The sequence below is a fragment of the Lapillicoccus sp. genome, from assembly GCF_046595215.1.
Classification (GTDB): Bacteria; Actinomycetota; Actinomycetes; order Actinomycetales; family Dermatophilaceae; genus Lapillicoccus.
In genome coordinates this window covers 20,918-36,711 of sequence record NZ_JBKJPP010000010.1, presented here as the reverse complement: position 1 = coordinate 36,711, position 15,794 = coordinate 20,918, and the positions used below count along the sequence as shown (strand labels likewise).

The 15,794-nt window shown below is 69.7% G+C and carries 15 protein-coding genes and 1 pseudogene; 5 read left to right on the top strand and 11 right to left on the bottom strand.

The features are described from left to right. Positions 1–3: 3 nt before the first annotated feature. Genes ACLL9L_RS00840 through ACLL9L_RS00820 form a run of 5 tightly spaced genes read right to left on the bottom strand, consistent with a single transcriptional unit; the run spans position 4 to position 6,134 of the window. The gene (locus ACLL9L_RS00840) at positions 4–1,254 is read right to left on the bottom strand and encodes an ABC transporter substrate-binding protein (RefSeq protein WP_411282746.1); all 1,251 of its coding nucleotides are present in this window, start codon (positions 1,252–1,254) and stop codon (positions 4–6) included. Positions 1,255–1,313: 59 nt separating this feature from the next. After that, positions 1,314–2,771, bottom strand: coding sequence for an ATP-binding cassette domain-containing protein (locus ACLL9L_RS00835; protein ID WP_411282745.1), 1,458 nt, complete (start codon positions 2,769–2,771; stop codon positions 1,314–1,316). A gap of 2 nt (positions 2,772–2,773) precedes the next feature. Further along, complete coding sequence (locus ACLL9L_RS00830; RefSeq protein WP_411282744.1) at positions 2,774–4,354, bottom strand: bifunctional 3-(3-hydroxy-phenyl)propionate/3-hydroxycinnamic acid hydroxylase; 1,581 nt, start codon at positions 4,352–4,354, stop codon at positions 2,774–2,776. Positions 4,355–4,369: 15 nt separating this feature from the next. Beyond that, the gene (locus tag ACLL9L_RS00825; protein ID WP_411282743.1) at positions 4,370–5,287 is read right to left on the bottom strand and encodes a VOC family protein; all 918 of its coding nucleotides are present in this window, start codon (positions 5,285–5,287) and stop codon (positions 4,370–4,372) included. A gap of 10 nt (positions 5,288–5,297) precedes the next feature. Further along, a complete protein-coding gene (locus ACLL9L_RS00820; protein WP_411282742.1) occupies positions 5,298–6,134 on the bottom strand; it encodes a fumarylacetoacetate hydrolase family protein in 837 nt (278 codons plus the stop codon). Between the two features lie 130 nt (positions 6,135–6,264). On the opposite strand from ACLL9L_RS00820, the pseudogene ACLL9L_RS00815 reads away from it, so the two are divergent. From ACLL9L_RS00815 to ACLL9L_RS00800, 4 genes and pseudogenes are all read left to right on the top strand, one after another. Beyond that, positions 6,265–6,538, top strand: a pseudogene (locus tag ACLL9L_RS00815) (transposase); the annotation flags it as partial. 363 nt (positions 6,539–6,901) lie between these two features. Continuing rightward, on the top strand, positions 6,902–7,111 hold the full coding sequence (locus ACLL9L_RS00810; protein ID WP_411282741.1) for a hypothetical protein: 210 nt from the start codon (positions 6,902–6,904) through the stop codon (positions 7,109–7,111). A gap of 9 nt (positions 7,112–7,120) precedes the next feature. Further along, complete coding sequence (locus ACLL9L_RS00805; protein WP_411282740.1) at positions 7,121–7,525, top strand: hypothetical protein; 405 nt, start codon at positions 7,121–7,123, stop codon at positions 7,523–7,525. A gap of 329 nt (positions 7,526–7,854) precedes the next feature. Then, entirely contained in the window at positions 7,855–7,998 is a 144-nt protein-coding gene (locus ACLL9L_RS00800) for a hypothetical protein (RefSeq protein ID WP_411282739.1), read from the top strand. Between the two features lie 9 nt (positions 7,999–8,007). On the opposite strand, the gene ACLL9L_RS00795 is transcribed toward ACLL9L_RS00800, so the two are convergent. Next, positions 8,008–8,466 (bottom strand): Lrp/AsnC family transcriptional regulator, encoded by a 459-nt coding sequence (locus tag ACLL9L_RS00795; RefSeq protein ID WP_411282738.1) that lies wholly within the window; start codon positions 8,464–8,466, stop codon positions 8,008–8,010. A gap of 65 nt (positions 8,467–8,531) precedes the next feature. On the opposite strand from ACLL9L_RS00795, the gene ACLL9L_RS00790 reads away from it, so the two are divergent. Then, a complete protein-coding gene (locus tag ACLL9L_RS00790) occupies positions 8,532–9,467 on the top strand; it encodes a 5'-3' exonuclease H3TH domain-containing protein (protein ID WP_411282737.1) in 936 nt (311 codons plus the stop codon). Positions 9,468–9,479: 12 nt separating this feature from the next. Here the strand turns inward: ACLL9L_RS00790 and ACLL9L_RS00785 are convergent, their stop codons facing one another. The 5 genes from ACLL9L_RS00785 to ACLL9L_RS00765 form a co-directional block, all read right to left on the bottom strand. Next, entirely contained in the window at positions 9,480–10,604 is a 1,125-nt protein-coding gene (locus tag ACLL9L_RS00785) for an ABC transporter ATP-binding protein (RefSeq protein ID WP_411282736.1), read from the bottom strand. Beyond that, a complete protein-coding gene (locus ACLL9L_RS00780) occupies positions 10,601–11,416 on the bottom strand; it encodes an ABC transporter permease (RefSeq protein WP_411282735.1) in 816 nt (271 codons plus the stop codon). Before ACLL9L_RS00780 ends, ACLL9L_RS00785 begins: the two co-directional genes overlap by 4 nt. A 13-nt stretch (positions 11,417–11,429) precedes the next feature. Beyond that, positions 11,430–12,230, bottom strand: coding sequence for a molybdate ABC transporter substrate-binding protein (gene modA / locus ACLL9L_RS00775; protein ID WP_411282734.1), 801 nt, complete (start codon positions 12,228–12,230; stop codon positions 11,430–11,432). Positions 12,231–12,342: 112 nt separating this feature from the next. Further along, a complete protein-coding gene (locus ACLL9L_RS00770) occupies positions 12,343–12,753 on the bottom strand; it encodes a TOBE domain-containing protein (RefSeq protein ID WP_411282733.1) in 411 nt (136 codons plus the stop codon). Between the two features lie 170 nt (positions 12,754–12,923). After that, positions 12,924–15,794 (bottom strand): DEAD/DEAH box helicase, encoded by a 2,871-nt coding sequence (locus ACLL9L_RS00765; RefSeq protein ID WP_411282732.1) that lies wholly within the window; start codon positions 15,792–15,794, stop codon positions 12,924–12,926.

Below are 15,794 nucleotides of genomic sequence, written 5' to 3'. Positions count from 1 at the left end.
TGTCTACTTCGCCAGTCCGGGAATGGGTGCCTCGAGCTTGGCCGTGGACTGGGCCGCGGGCCAGACCGTGGCCTGGCTCTTGCCCTGCCACTGCACGGCGCTGACCGGGATGACGCCACGGTGGTCGGCACCGAGGGTGATCTTGGCGAGGACGGTCGCGAGGTCCTTGGTCCCACCGATCGCCTTGTTGATGGCATCGGGCTCGGTGCTACCGGCACGCGAGATGGCGTCGGCCAAGATCTGCACCATCGCGTAGGACGACACGACGGCCTGGCTGCCGAGCCCGTCGCCAAACTGTGTCTTGTTGGCGTCGTAGACCGCCTGACCACCGGTGTTGCCGTTGGTGGGCGTCCACCAGCCGAAGACCGAGGCCCCCTCGGAGAGCGGGCCGGCTGCGTCAGCGAAGCCGACTGTGCCGCCCTTTTCGGGCCATGCCGTCTTGGGCTGGTAGCCCAGGGCCTTCATCTGCTTCCAGAGCGCGACAGCGTCCGGGGGGATGACCTGGGCAATCATGACCTCGGCGCCGGAGTCCTTGGCCTTCTGCACGAACTGGCTGAAGTCCGTGGTGCCGACCGGGAACTGCGCGTGATAGGCGATCGTGTAGCCGAACTTGCCCGCCTGGGATTCCCAGAGGGCGCCCATGGCCTTGCCGTCCTCCTCGGTGTCGGTAAAGAGGGCGACCTTCTTGTTGTTCGACACGAGGTCCGACGCCTGGAAGTTCACCGCGGTCTGCTCGGTCTCGTCGATGAAGACATCGTAGGCGTACTTCCAGCCGTTCGCGCTGGCGCCCTTCCACGCGAGGGTCGGTGTGAGGCCGGAGATCGCGGGGATCTGCTCCTGGTCGGCGACGACGGAGAACGGGATCGTCAGCGGAGGCGTGACCGATCCGAGGAGCGCGACGGCGCTTGAGTCGTTGATCAGGGACTTGGTACTCGAGGTGACCACGGTCGGGTCGCTCTTGTTGTCGAGGACGACGAGCTTGAGCGGGCGCTTGGTCCCGCCCACATCCACGCCGCCCGCGCCGTTGATCGCCTTGACGGCCTGCTGGTAGCCGGCCTGGAGCGGCGCGCCGAACACCCCGAGGGGACCGGTCAGCGGCAGCGAGGCGCCGAGGACGATGGGGTCGCCGCTGGCAGAGCTGCCGGACGAGGCAGACGCGGACGGTGAGCTTGGGGACGACGACCCGCATGCAGCCAAGGTCATCACCAGGGCAGCGCCCGCAGACAAGGCGAACAGTGGCCTTCTTCGATTCATCGGGTGACCTTTCGTTGTGCCACGGGATGCTCCCGGCGCGGCGGAGGTGGACAGCAGAACTAGCGGGCTGCTCCGAAGTAGGCCTCGGACAGACGCTCAGCGTCGTCGAGGTCGTGAGCGGGTCCCTCGAACGTGACGCGGCCACGGTCGAGCACGTACGCGTGGTCGGCGATCGACAGGCTGCGGTGGGCGTTCTGCTCGATGAGCAGGACGGACAGCCCGGCGTCGCGGATGGACGCGATGGCGTCGTAGACGCTCTCGACGGCGACCGGGGACAGACCCAGGGACGCCTCGTCGAGGATGAGCAGTCGCGGGTTCGACATCAGCGCGCGCGCCATCGCGAGCAGCTGCTGCTGACCGCCGCTCATCGTGCCGGCGGATTGCGTGCGGCGCTGCGCGAGGATCGGGAACATGTCGCAGAGCTCATCGGCACGCGAGCTGCGGGACGACTTCTCCAGGGTGTAGCCACCGAGCAGCAGGTTCTCCTGCACGGAGAGCTCTCCGAAGATCTTGCGACCCTCGTGGCAGCAGGCGACACCGCGGGTCAGCCGACGATGCGGTGGCAGCGCGTTGACCACTTCGCCCGACATCCGCACCTCGCCGCAGGCGGCGGGCAGAAGCCCTGTGATGACACGCGTCATCGTCGTCTTGCCGGCGCCGTTGGCCCCGAGCACTGACACGACCTCACCGGGCTGGACCCGGAGCGTGATGTCCTCGAGAGCGACGGCCTTGCCGTAGCGGGCACTGACTCCGCAGAGCTCGAGCAGTGGAGCTTCGACGGATTCCTTGCGGTGCCGTTCCTCGGTGCGCACGCCCGAAGCGGCCTCGCCGAGGTAGATCGTGCGCACCTGCGGGTCGGCGGCGACCTCGTCGGGAGTTCCCACCGCAATGACCTTGCCCCAGTCGATCACGATGACCCGTGTCGCGAGCTCCCGGATGACAGTCTCGACGTGCTCCACGACAAGGAGGGCGACGCCTTCGGCGTGCACCTTCTTGACGATGTCGATCATCTGCTCGATCTCGTGTGCCACGAGACCGGCGCCGACCTCGTCGAGGAAGAGGACACGCGGGTGCAGCGAGAGAGCACGAGCCATCTCCAACCGCTTCAGGTCGAGCAGGCCGAGGCTGCCGGCCGGGCGCTTGGACTTGTCGGCCAGACCGCACAGCTCCAGCACGTCGACGTCGCGCAGCCGCTCGCCTCTGGCCAGGCTCCCGACGTGCACGTTCTGCTCGACGGAGAGCCGCATGAACGGGCGCGGCACCTGGTTGGCCAGTGCGACACCGGCACGGGCCACCTTGTACGTGGGCCAGCCGAGCACCGACTTCCCGTCGAGGAGGACGTCCCCAGAGTCGGGGCGGATCTCACCGAGCAGGGTCTTGAGCAAGGTGCTCTTTCCTGCCCCGTTGGGGCCCATGACACCCACGACGTCGCCGGCCTCGATGCTCAGATCGAGACCATCGAGGGCGGTGACGCCCCCGAAACGCTTGGTGAGGCTGCGCGCCTGGAGCAGCGGCATGCTCAGACCGCCGCGACCGACGTCGCGTGCAGCTTAATGCGCAGCTCGGTGACGGCCGTGTCCAGGCCGCTGAGGGCTCCCGCGTCGTAGATGTAGAAGTCCGGCCGCACGATGAGCGTGTCGGCGCCGAGCTTCTCGAGCCAGGTGGCGTACTTGCCGTCGACGTCGACGAGGTCGGGCCCCCCCGCCTGCCCGATGCTTGCCAGGATGAACCCGTTCGCGTGTGCCCAGGCGAGGTTCTCCGCACTGAGCGCCTCGCTCGGGGAACCTGCTCCGCTGATCACGACCCAGCCGTAGCCCTCCACGTGGTCGAAGAAGTCTGTGGTCGTCACTGCGCGCACCTGATACTGGTGCGACAGGTGGCCTGCCGAGGGGTGTGTCCCGATGACTCCGGCCGTGAGCGTCGGCGGCGGCGGGGGCGGCGGGGCCAGGTTGGGGTCCGCGACCGCGGCCTTCATCGCCGTGTCGCGGGCAGCGGCAGCGTCCGTGTCGAGCACGCAGATGACCGCCCCGAGGCCTACCGCGAAGTTGATCCAGTACTGCATGTTGTTGCTGCGCTCAGGTCCGTAGGAGTCGAGCAGGTCCGGTGAGGAACGGCCTGCGAGCACTGCGTCGAGCTTCCATGAGATGTTCTGGGCATCGCGGATCCCGGCGCACATGCCCTGGCCGGCGAACGGCGGTGTGAGGTGGGCCGCGTCGCCTGCGATGAGGACCCGTCCCTTGCGCCACTGCTCGGGCTGCGCCCACCTGGCGCGGAACGTGTAGACGGCGTGGCGCTCGAGCACGGAATTATCCGGTGTCAGACCCCAGACCGCCATCCGCTTCCAGGCGGACTCCACGGTGTTGAGCTGCTCGATCGTCTCGTCCGGGAGTCGCATGAACTCCCAGCGGCGACGTCCGGGGCCGCCGGGGACCACGGTCGTCGGCGCGGCGGGGTTGCACCACTGCCAGGCGGGCGGATCGAAGGTCATCGGCTCGTCGGGCACCATGTCGACGATGAGCCAGTCGAAGGCGAAGCCCAGATCGTGCATCTCGGCGTTCATCCAGCGACGCACGAGGCTGTTGGCCCCGTCACAGCCGACCACGTACTTGGCGCGGTAGGTCCGGGTCGACATTGCCCCGACGTCCTCAGGGCGCATGGACCGGGCCGTCACCGTCACGCCGTCGGCGTCCTCGGCGAGTTCCTGCACCTCCCAGCCGCGGGATACCTCGATGTAGGGGATCCGCTCGATGTAGGAGTCCAGTTCCTTCTCGAGCTGCGGCTGGGAGAAGAAGTTGGAGGTGTGCCATCCCGACGGGCCGGTGCCGGACCAGTCGACGTCGAGCAGGACCTCCTTGTCGGCGTTCACCCACCGGTACACGTTGTCGTACTGCTCGATGATCGGATTCGTGCGTGAGTCGAGCCCGACGGTCTTGAGCAGGCGGGCGATCTCGTGGTCGTAGTGCACCGCACGCGGCAGACCGTAGGGGACCGGCCACTTCTCGACACAGGCGACGGAGTAGCCGGCGTGGCCGAGCTTGAGCGCGAGGTACTGGCCTACCGGGCCGTAGCCGACGATGACGACGTCGTAGGTGTCGCTCATGGGACTGCCTCCTGCTCAGGTGTTCTGCGCGGCGATGAGGTCGGCGATGTCGCCCGGGGGCATGAAGTTCTCGGGCACCGGGCCCCACTTGTAGAAGCCGGCCTTGCCCTCGCAGACCTCGGGGGTCCACAGGTCGTCGTCGGTGATCTGGTCCATGTCGGCGTAGTACTCGCTGAAGGTTCCCGCCGGGTCCTTGAGGTACCAGAAGAAGTTCGAGCCGGCGTAGTGGCGACCGAAGCCCCACCCGCGACGGTCGGCGTTCGCGGTGAGCAGGTCCTCGGCACCGCGACCGATGTCGTCGATGTCGTCGACCTGCCAGGAGCTGTGGTGCGGGAAGGACACCGGTCCGCTGAAGACCGCGACGTTGTGGTGATCGGCCGAGCAGCGCATGAACGCACTGCTCTTGTCGCCGGCGAAGTCGCTGATCTTGAAACCGAGTCCGTCGGCGAAGAACGTGAGCGAGCTCTCCGACTCACCGGATACCAGGGCGACGTGACCAAGGCGGCGCGGCTTGACCTGGCCGTTGCGCAGGATGCCCGCGGCGCGGGAGTTGGTGCGCTCGACACGGCCCGGCGCGTTGAACGGCGCCCGCGCGGCCGCCGGCTGCGCGGTGCGCTGCTCAACGACGATCTCGACGCGCAACTTCATGATCGGTTCGGTGGTCACGAGGCGATCAGCCGCAACGGCCGAGTCGACGCCGAGCGCCGCGAGCGAGGACGCGATGCGGCCGAGGTCGTCAGGGTCGTCGGCCCCGAGCCGGATGGCGCTGATGCGTCGGTAGGGACCCTGCTCGACATAGAGCTGCGTGCCGCCGTCCACGGTGGCCAGCGAGCTGTCGCCGTTGTCGGTGAGACCGAACTCCGTGTAATAGGAGATGACCTCGGCGACGTTCGGGACCGAGTAGGTGAAGGAGCTGAGCCGGTGCAGTGTCATGCTGGTTCTCCTAGAAGCCGTTGACGAGGGTGACCGAGAGGTCGCCGAGGCCCTCGATGGTGCTGACGAGGGTCCCGGGGACGAGGAATCGCTTAGGGTCTCGCCCCATGCCGACACCCTGGGGAGTGCCGGTGAAGATCAGGTCCCCGGGGTAGAGCGTCAGCGACTGGGACAGCCGGCTCACGAGATCCGCGACCGGGAAGATGAGGTCGCTCGTGCGGCCGTCCTGCAACACCTCGCCGTTCAGCCGGCAGCCGATAGCGAGGTCGTCCTTGTCGGCGAGCTCGTCGGGGCTCACGACCACCGGACCGACAGGGCTGAAACCGGGGTAGGACTTCCCAACGGAGAACTGGGGAGCCGGCCCGCGGGTCTGGACTGCTCGCCACGAGAGGTCCTGGCCGACGGTGAGGCCCGCGACGTAGTCCCAGCCCTCTTCGACCGGGACGTCGTGGGCCTCGCGGCCGATCACGATGACGAGCTCGACCTCCCAGTCCACGCCATCGCTCGGCAGCTCGACGACCGCGTCGGGGCCGGTGATCGAGGACTGGAACTTCGCGAAGACGACCGGGTGCTCGGGGATCGCGAGGTTGCTCTCGATCGCGTGCTCGCGGTAGTTGAGCCCGATCGCGATGAGCTGGCGCGGCGCGGGCACGGGTGCACCCAGCCGGCCGGTCACCTGCGGAGCGTCGGCGGCCACGCCGTCCGCGGACCAGGAGACGAACTCGTCCCAGCGGCCGTAGATCGCCTGCGGATCGGAGGAGAACCGATCCCCGCTGGCCAGAGCCACATCGACCCATCCATCGCCGGATCCGAGGGCCAGCCGGCCGCCCACGTTCGCAACTCGCATGAAACATCTCCTTGCAATGGCCGTGTCTGTGATCGCCTCACTCAAGCAGGTCTAGATCGACTCGTCAAGAGATAATCGACTATTTCTCAGATATCGATTTTATTGAACTCTCGGCTCCTTCGGGTCGGCCAGCGGGCCGGCGCAGCGCAAGCCGCGGGTTGACGCTCGCCGGAAACAGATCAAGGACAAGGTGATGATCAGCGAGCGGCCGGCCGAGGTCGCCGACCGGGCCGTGCCCGGACACTGATGGCGACCCGGTCATCGGGTGGAACAGCGGCTCGGCCATCGGCACCCCGGTTCAGCGGACCACCCGGTTCACCATGCTGCTGCACCTACCCGACGATCACGGTGCCACCGCCGTGCGCGGCGCAATCGCGGCCACCATCGCTACCCTGCCCGAGCGGTGACGTCAGTCGATAACCGCGCTGCGCTCCTCTCGGCTGCCGTGCCGTCAACCGGTGTTGCTTACGACTGGATGAATCCGCCTGGGCTCACCCGCGCAGGGAGTGTTGCGAACTTCAGGAGAGGCGCGATGACGACGCTCGAGGACTCCGATGGGACAGTGCTCAAGGCGACGCACACGACGATCGACATCCCGCCAGTGCAGGTGAGGCTTCTGAACCGCGCCCTCGAGAAGGCTGCTTATGTTCGAGCGTCGGCCCTGCCGGACGGGGAGATCGCGCGCGCCCGGCGGATGGCGGACCCGGACGGCCGGCTCCGCGACCAAGTGTGGAGCACCCTCCAGCAGTTCGAAGTCGAGACTCCGCGTGACGATACCGGACCAGTCGGTGCTCGCCATCCTCTCGAGGGAGGAGCTGAAGACCTTCGTCGAGGCGCTTGTCGATTTGCGTTCCCGCGAACTCGACCGACCCGCCGCCCCGGAGCGCCTCGAGATGAGCTCGGCAGTGGTGGAGCGTGGCGAGCTGCTCGGGACGATCCCGCTCGTGCCGGGTGAGACGACGGCCGTCGAGCACTAGGAGTGGACGGTGACGAAGGAAGGGCTCTCGACGATCGTCACCGACTCCCTTGAGGAGTACACGGAGAAGGGCGTCACCGAGAAGTCTGAGCTCGCGCGGGCCACGACGCCGGAGTCCAAGCGGAGCCAACAGCTGGGCGTCGGCACGACATTGTCGGGCAGCTACGGCTTCGTGACGTTCTCGGCATCCACCGACTTCAGCACCGCGCTTGAGGCGACTGCGAGCACGAAGGCCAGCCGCACCCAGGCGGCCGAGGTGACGTCGAAGGCGTCGTCGCGCGTATGCCAGGAACGTGAGGTCACGATCCAGATGAAGACGTCGACGGGGAGCCAAGAGACCACCACCCGGGAGATCCGGAACGCGTCGACCACCGACGGCCTCCGGATCGACTTGTTCTCGATGATGCGGCGTTAACGGGTCCGACTGTTGCAGTATGGCCTGCGTCAGACGTATAACATCGCCATCCCTTCGCCGGGGGCAACCCTGCGCAAGTTGTTCCAGTCGATTGGGTGGCTGACCGCCCAGATCGATGGCGCGTTCACCTTCGATCTCACGGTGACTTACATCAACCGCTCCACCTACCGGGACCTCGCGCCCGCGTGGGGCGCCGCTGTATCGGAGCCGCCGAGCCCCCACTTTCGGGGTCCGGGTGGGGGGCCCTGTGCCCCGGCTGACCACAGCACGGGATGGCACTTCAACTCCGTCGACCTCGAGGTCCCCGAAACTACGAGGTCAACGCGGTCGTGCTCGATGCACCGCTCGGGAACGTCACCAACAACAACCCCGAACCGCGGGCCTTCCTCATCTTCGGCTGCGGGCGCCCGCGGCAGAACAGCGCCCGGGCCTTCACGGGGACCGGCCCCGTCGTCGCGGCGATCGCGAGGTAGGGCCGCGGGTCAATCGTTCTCGGGCGCCCCGGCCGGCGGATGGCGGCCCTCCCACGGCGTCGAGAGCACGACGGTGGTGCGGGTTCCGACGTTGGCTGCGGCACGGATCCGCGCGAGCAGGTCCTCGAGGGCCCGCGGCGTGGGGACGCGCACCTTGAGGACGTAGCTCTCGTCGCCGGCGACCGAGTAGCACGCCTCGATCTCGGGGATGTGGCTCAGTCGCTCCGGCACGTCGTCCGGTGCCGCCGGGTCGAGCGGCGACACCGAGATCATGGCGGTCAACGGGAGGCCGATCGCCTCGGCGTCGACGATCGCTCGGTAGCCCCCGATGACACCCCGCTCCTCGAGTCGCCGGACCCGTTGGTGCACGGCCGATGTCGACAGTCCGGTGGCCTTGCCGAGGTCGGTGTAGCTCATTCGTCCATCGGACGCCAGCAGGTCCACGAGGTGACGATCCAGTTTCTCCACAGGAGCAGGCTAGTCATCCTCACGGTCTCCGACCGGGATTCGCGGGCAATGACACGATGGGCGCCATGACCGCACCCCCGGAACGCCTCATGTTGCTCGACTCGGCCAGCATCTACTTCCGGGCGTTCTACGGCGTGCCCGACCAACGGTCGGCGAGCACCGAGCCACCCAACAACGCGGTCCGCGGCTTCCTCGACATGCTCGCGTCGCTCGTGGGCACCTACCGTCCGACCCACCTGGTCGCCTGCTGGGACAACGACTGGCGGCCGGCGTTCCGGGTCGCGGCGATCCCGTCCTACAAGGCGCACCGCGTCGCGGACACCACGACGATGGACGAGGACGTCCCCGACGAGCTCGCGCCGCAGGTGCCCGTCATCGTCGATGCGCTGGCAGCCTTCGGGATCCCCCGCATCGGGTCCGACGGCTACGAGGCCGACGACGTCATCGGCACGCTCGCGCACGCCTCCCGCGGGGTCCGCCCCGTAGACATCGTCACCGGCGACCGCGACCTCTTCCAGCTGGTTGACGACGCCGCGGGGATCCGGGTCGTCTACACCGCCCGTGGTGGCGTCCGCGACCCCGATCTCGTCGACGAGGCCTTCCTCCTCGACCGGTATGCCGTGTCGTCGGGACTCGCCTATGCCGACATGTCCGTCCTGCGCGGGGACACCAGCGACGGGCTGCCCGGTGTCGTGGGGATCGGCGAGAAGACGGCCGCGAAGCTCATTGCGGCGTATGGCGACCTGTCGTCCCTGCGCGCCGCGGTGGACGGGGGTGACCCGGCCATCAAGGGAGCCCAGCGCACCCGCCTGGAGGCTGCGGCGGCATACCTCGACGTCGCCCCGGGGGTGGTCCGCGTCGCGCTCGACGCGCCCGTGCCGCAGGTCGACGCATCCCTCCCCCGCGAGGTCGCCGACATCCGGCTGCTGAGCAAGGTGACGTCGGAGTTCGGGGTGACGAGCTCGGTCAACCGGGTGCTCGCCGCACTCGGCATCCACTGACTGCGGGAGCGCTCAGTCGGCGGCGGCGTCGGGATAGGCGTCGGTCTCGGTGGCCTTCGCCGAGAGCCAGACCTGCTGGCCGGTGTGCAGACCGAGTTCGGCCACGGCCGCCGGCGTGATGTCGACCAGGGCCGGGGGGACGCCGTCGACCTGCACCCGCACCCGATCGGCGAGCAGCTCCAGCCCGGCGACGGCGCCGGGCCAGACGTTGCGCGGGCTCGCGTGCTCGGGCCGCGCGGTGTGGATGGTGATCGCGGATGGCCGTAGGCCGACGAGTACCCTTGCGCCGGAACGTGTTTCGTCCTGCAGCGACACGGCGAGCGTGCCGCCGCTGTCGAGGGAGACAGTCGTCCGGTCGGGGTCGAGATCGCCCGCGTAGAGGTTGAGGCCGACGAGCCGGGCGACGTACTGCGTGGCTGGTCGGCGAGCCACCTCAGCCGGGGTGCCCTCCTGGACGACGCGCCCGTCCTCGATGACGAGCAGCCGGTCGGCGAGGACCATCGCCTCGAGGGGGTCGTGGGTGACGAGGAGCACCGGGCCGGCGAAGTCCTTGAGGTGGTGTCGCAGCCGGGTGCGGACCTCGAGGCGGGTGCGCGCATCGAGGGCGGAGAGGGGTTCGTCGAGCAGGAGCAGCCGGGGCTCGGCCGCGAGGGCCCGGGCCAGGGCGACGCGCTGGGCCTGACCCCCGGAGATCTCGTGCGGCCTGCGGGAGGCCAGGTCGACCAGGTCGAGGCGCTCGAGCCACGTCGTGGCGCGCCCACGTGCATCGCGTCGGGTGGCACCCCTGGAGCGGGGCGAGAAGGCGACGTTGTCGAGGACGTCGAGGTGGGGAAAGAGGCGGTAGTCCTGGAAGACGAGGCCAACGGGGCGGCGCTCGGCGGGGACGAAGGTGTCCGAATCGGCGTCGTCGAGCGTCTGGTCGCCGAGACGGATGCTGCCCGTGGTGATCGCGGTCAGGCCGCAGAGGGCTCGCAGCAGGGTCGTCTTGCCGGCGCCGTTGGGGCCGAGGACCCCGAGCACCTCGCCCGGCGCGACGTCGATGCTCACGTCGAGGATGAACCCCCCGCGACGCACCGTCGCGCCGACGCTGAGCGCCACCGGGGCCGCGGCGTCGCGAGGAGTCGGCGCGGGTCTCACAGGGTGCTTCCCGCACCCAGCCAGCGGTCCCGTAGGCCGGCCAGGACGAGGATCGACACGACGAGCATGACCAGGGACAGGCCGATGGCCGCGTCGGGGTCGCTCTCCAGGGCGAGGTAGACCGCCAGCGGCATGGTCTGGGTCCGACCGGGGAAGTTGCCGGCGAAGGTGATCGTCGCACCGAACTCCCCCAGCGCCCGGGCCCAGCACAGCACCCCCCCGGCGACGAGGGAGGGAGCCACGAGCGGCAGGGTGACCCGACGGAAGACCGTCAGCCGCGAGGCACCCAACGTCGCGGCGGCCTCCTCGAAGCCTCGGTCAGCGGCACGGAAGGCCCCCTCCACGGTGACGACGAGGAACGGCATGGCCACGAACGTCTCGGCCGCGATGACGCCGGCCGTCGTGAAGGGCAAGGTGATGCCGGTCAGCGCGTCGAGCGGGCGACCGAGCACGCCCTGCCGGCCGAAGGCGAGGAGCAGGGCCACTCCCCCGACGACGGGCGGCAGGACGAGCGGCAGCGTCACCAGGGCCCGGAGCAGACCGATGCCCCGCCACCGCGCTCTGGCCATGACCCAGGCGAGGGGGACGCCGAGGACGAGGGAGATGCCCATGGCTGCCGTCGCACAGACGAGCGAGAGGCGCAGGGCGTCGACGACCTGGCTGTCGGCGAGGATCCGGCCCAGGCCCGACCACGGCGCGCGGATGAGCAGCGCGGCCAGCGGCACGAGGAGGAAGAGCACCGCGATCGTCGCCGGCAGACCGAGGGACCACGGGACGGCGCCCCGCTCGTTGACGGTGCGGGCATCTCGCACGGCGCGCACCCGGTCAGGGCTTGGTGAAGCCGCCGGCGGCGAGCACGGTGGCTCCGTCGCTCGACAGCACGTAGTCGGTGAAGGCCTTCGCCCCGGCGGGGTTGGCAGCCTTCGTCAGGGCGGCGATCGGGTAGGCCGTCGACGCGTTGAGCTCCGCCGGGATCTCGATCCCCGTGACCCGGCCACCGGCAGACCTGACGTCGGTGACGTAGACGACGCCCGCATCGACCTCGCCCAGACCGACCTTGGTGAGCACGGCCTTGACATCGGCCTCCTGGCTGACGGGGGTGACCTCCAGCCTGGCGTTGGCGAACACCGTGGCGGCGACGGCGCCACAGGGCACGGCCGGCTGGCACAGGGCGACCTTCACGCCGGGCTTCGTGAGGTCGGCGACGCCGGTGATCCCCGCCGGGTTCGAGGGCGGGACGGCGATCTCCATGACGTTCCTGGCGAACGTCCTGGGGCCGGAGGCCTCCCCGGCCTTGACGACCTGGTCCATGGTCGAGGCGCTGGCGGAGGCGAAGACGTCAGCGGGCGCGCCCTGGGTGACCTGGGTCGCCAGGCCCGAGCTCGGTCCGAAGTTGAACACGACCTTCGAGCCGGGGTGGGCGGACTCGAACCGGGCCCCGAGCACCGTGAAGGCCTCCTTCAGCGACGCGGCCGCGAAGACGTTGACCGTGCCGGTCACTGTGCCCGAGGTGCCCGACGAGCCGCCCGCGGCTGCGCCGACTGGGCCGGCCGTCCCTGCCGGGGAAGCGCAGCCTGCGAGGAACAGTGCAGCGACCGACACGGTGGCCGTCATGGTGGCCCTCATGGTGATCGTTCGACACACGGGTGGCTCCTCATTCGGCGGGCTCTGCGGGACGGGTCGCTGTGGGACGGGTTGCTGTGGGACGGGTTGCTGTGGGACTGGTCGCGGCGGGGGGTCAACGGCGCTGAGGCACCTCGACGACCACGTTGGTGGACTTCACGGCCGCGATCGCGAGGACCCCGGGCTCCAGCTCGAGCTCGTCGGCGGCCTCGCGGCTCATCAGTGACACGATGCGGTGACCACCGGACTGGATCTCGACCTGGGCCATGACGGTGTCGCGCACCACCCGGGTGACCAGCCCGACGAAGCGGTTGCGTGCCGACTCGGAGTGGACCGGACCGGGTGACGGCCGGTCCGACGACGCCGCGAGCTCCTGGGCGAAGGCCGCCAGTGCGGCGCCCTCGATGGCCTGCCTCCCCGAGGCGTCGGTCTCAGCGCCCAGCCGCCCGGCGTCCACCCACCGGCGGACCGTGTCGTCGCTGACCCCCAGCAGCTCAGCGGCTTCGCGGACCCGGAACGTCGACATGACCACACTCTAGCCGCACCCGCGGGGTATCGATGCCACATCAGCAGCATATGCGGCACCAATCTGGGTGGCGTCGGCGTCCCCTCGGCCACCATCGATCTCGGAGGGTTGTGGTCCTCCCGGGGCTACAGGTCTCCGAGATGTCCAAGGGGAGGTGAGGGGGGAGGCTGTCAGTCGACCCGGTCGGCGGCCACGACCCCGCGCATCACGGCGTCGACGGCCCTGCGGGCGGTCGCCGAGAGCGCGGGCGTCGGCGCGGCCTCGGCGAGCTGGCCGAGCAGGTCGACGATCTGCTTGCACCGGCGGACGAAGTCGCCGGCGGCGATGTCGCTGTCGTGCAGGACGAGCTCGAGGCGCTGGCCGCTCGCCCAGCGGTGGACCATCCACGCGATCCCGCCGTCGGGATCGCCCGTGGCGGGCAGGGCGTGCTCACGTTCACGGTCCTCGAGCCGGCTCCACAGCTGGACCATCGAGCGCCACGCCTCGGCGACGTCGTCGGTGGGCATCCGCGGCGACAGCTCGGTCTCCTCACGTCGCGGCTCGTGGATCAGGGTCGAGACGACGGAGGCCAGGCCCGCCGGGTCCAGCCGCTGCCAGATCCCCTGGCGCAGGCACTCGGCCGCGAGGAGGTCCTTCTCGGTGTAGAGCCGGCGCAGCTGGTTGCCCTGGGCCGTCACGGAGTTGCCCTCGTCGCTGAGGTAGCCCATCTCACCGAGCAGGTCGCAGATCCGGTCGAAGGTCTTGGCGACCGAGTTGGTCCGGCCGTCGACCTTGCGCCGCAGTCCGTCGGTCTCGCGCTGGAGGCGCCACCACCGCTCGGCCCAGCGGGCGTGCTCCTCCCGGTCGGGACACGAGTGGCACGAGTGGTTGCGCATCTGACGGCGCAGCGCCGAGATCCTTTCCTCCTCCCCGGCTGCGCCAGGGACCGGCTCCCGCACGAGCGAGGCACCCGCGTTCCTCCTCGACGACGGCGGGTCGTGCGGCACCGCGATCCGCAGACTCGTCGCGAGGTCCCGACGGGACGTCGGACTCTTGGCGTTGAAGTTCTTCGGCAGCTTGAGGGTGGTGACCGGCTCGACCGGGGTCGGCACGTCCACGGTGGTCAGTCGGCGCAGCTGCCGGTCCTCGGTGACGACGGCCGGCGACGCCGCCTCACCCCGGCCGCCCCGGGTGGCCTGGATCACCACGGCATACCCTGCGCGCCGGCCGGTGGGGATGCGGATCACGTCACCGACACGCAGCCTCTCGAGGCTGAGCTCGGCCTCGGCCCGGACGCTCGCAGCCCGCTGCCTGACGGCGCCCTTCTCCAGGGTGCGGATCTCGTTGCGGATCGCGGCGTACTCGGGGAAGTCGCCGAGGTGACAGGACATCGACTCCGCGTATCCCGCGAGCGCCTCGTCGTTGCGTCGGATCGTCCGCACGAACCCGACGACGGCCCGATCGGCCTGGAACTGCGCGAACGAGGTCTCGAGGATCTCGCGGGCCCGGTCACGACCGAACTGCCCGACGAGGTTGACCGCCATGTTGTAGGTCGGCCGGAAGCTCGAGCGCAGCGGGTAGGTCCGGGTCGAGGCGAGCCCACCGACCGCGAGCGGGTCGAGGCCCCGGTGCCAGAGGACGACGGCGTGGCCCTCGATGTCGATGCCCCGACGACCGGCGCGCCCGGTCAGCTGGGTGTACTCCGCCGGGGTGATGTCGACATGGGCCTCGCCGTTGAACTTCACCAGCCTCTCGAGCACGACGGTCCGGGCCGGCATGTTGATGCCGAGCGCCAGCGTCTCGGTGGCGAAGACCGCCCTGATCCGGCCGGTGGTGAACAGCTCCTCGACGATCTCGCGGAAGGTCGGCAGCATCCCGGCGTGGTGCGCGGCATACCCTCGAGCCAGGCCGTCGGCGAAGTCCCAGTAGCCCAGCACGGTGAGGTCCTCGTCGGCCAGGCCCTGGACGCGTTCCTCGACCAGGCGCCGAATGCGCTCGCCCTCGGCCTCGGGGATGAGCCGGACGTTCTGCCCGAGCAGCTGGCTCACCGCGGCGTCGCAGCCGACCCGGCTGAAGATGAAGGTGATCGCCGGCAGCAGGCCCTCGCGTCCCAGCCGGTCGATGACCTCGCCACGGCTGGGTCCGCCACCGGGACGGCCACCCCGGGCGAGTCCTCGGCCACCGGTGCCGCCGCCCGGTCCGCCACCTCTCCCGCCCCTGCCTCCACGGTGACCTCCGTGACCGCCCTGGCCCCCGCGGTGGCCTCCGCCGGGCGCGCGGTCCTCCTGGAACGAGCGACGCGAGTCGTTGCCGATGGCCTGCAACAGCTCCGGACCAAGCCGTGCCGGGGACAGGTTGTCGCCGACGTCAGCCGGGTCGACCACCTCGTCGACGAACAGGTCGTAGAGGTTCTGTCCCACCATCATGTGCTGCCACAACGGGACCGGGCGGTGCTCGGACACGATGATGTCGACGCCGCCACGCACCTCGGCGAGCCACGCACCGAACTCCTCGGCGTTGGACACCGTCGCCGACAGCGAGACGACGAGCACCTCGGGCGGCAGGTGGATGATGACCTCCTCCCACACCGCCCCGCGGAGCCGGTCGGCGAGGTAGTGGACCTCGTCCATGACGACGTAGCCGAGCCCGCTCAAGGTGGACGACCCGGCATACATCATGTTGCGCAGCACCTCGGTCGTCATGACGACGATGGGGGCCTCGCCGTTGATCGAGGAGTCGCCCGTGAGCAGGCCGACGTTGCGGGCGCCGTGGACGCGCACGAGGTCCGCGTACTTCTGGTTGGACAGAGCCTTGATCGGCGTGGTGTAGAACGCCTTTCGGCCGTTGACGAGGGCGAGGTGCACGGCGAACTCGCCGACGATCGTCTTGCCCGCGCCGGTCGGTGCGGCGACCAGGACGCCCTGCCCACCCTCGAGGGCACGGCAGGCCGCGAGCTGGAAGTCGTCGAGCGGGAACTCGAGCCCAGCGGCGAACGCCCCGAGCTGGCTGGCCTCCTGCCGGGCCCGTTCCTTGGCAGCGGCGAACCGATCGGCAGCAGACAT

Excerpts from the sequence above, each read along its gene's own strand:
- ACLL9L_RS00835 (WP_411282745.1), bottom strand. The coding sequence starts at position 2,771 with ATGCCGCTGCTCCAGGCGCGCAGCCTCACCAAGCGTTTCGGGGGCGTC.
- ACLL9L_RS00820 (WP_411282742.1), bottom strand. The coding sequence starts at position 6,134 with ATGCGAGTTGCGAACGTGGGCGGCCGGCTGGCCCTCGGATCCGGCGAT.
- ACLL9L_RS00825 (WP_411282743.1), bottom strand. The coding sequence starts at position 5,287 with ATGACACTGCACCGGCTCAGCTCCTTCACCTACTCGGTCCCGAACGTC.
- ACLL9L_RS00770 (WP_411282733.1), bottom strand. The coding sequence starts at position 12,753 with ATGTCGACGTTCCGGGTCCGCGAAGCCGCTGAGCTGCTGGGGGTCAGC.
- ACLL9L_RS00830 (WP_411282744.1), bottom strand. The coding sequence starts at position 4,354 with ATGAGCGACACCTACGACGTCGTCATCGTCGGCTACGGCCCGGTAGGC.
- modA (WP_411282734.1), bottom strand. The coding sequence starts at position 12,230 with ATGAGGGCCACCATGACGGCCACCGTGTCGGTCGCTGCACTGTTCCTC.
- ACLL9L_RS00765 (WP_411282732.1), bottom strand. The coding sequence starts at position 15,794 with ATGTCTGCTGCCGATCGGTTCGCCGCTGCCAAGGAACGGGCCCGGCAG.
- ACLL9L_RS00790 (WP_411282737.1), top strand. The coding sequence starts at position 8,532 with ATGACCGCACCCCCGGAACGCCTCATGTTGCTCGACTCGGCCAGCATC.
- ACLL9L_RS00840 (WP_411282746.1), bottom strand. The coding sequence starts at position 1,254 with ATGAATCGAAGAAGGCCACTGTTCGCCTTGTCTGCGGGCGCTGCCCTG.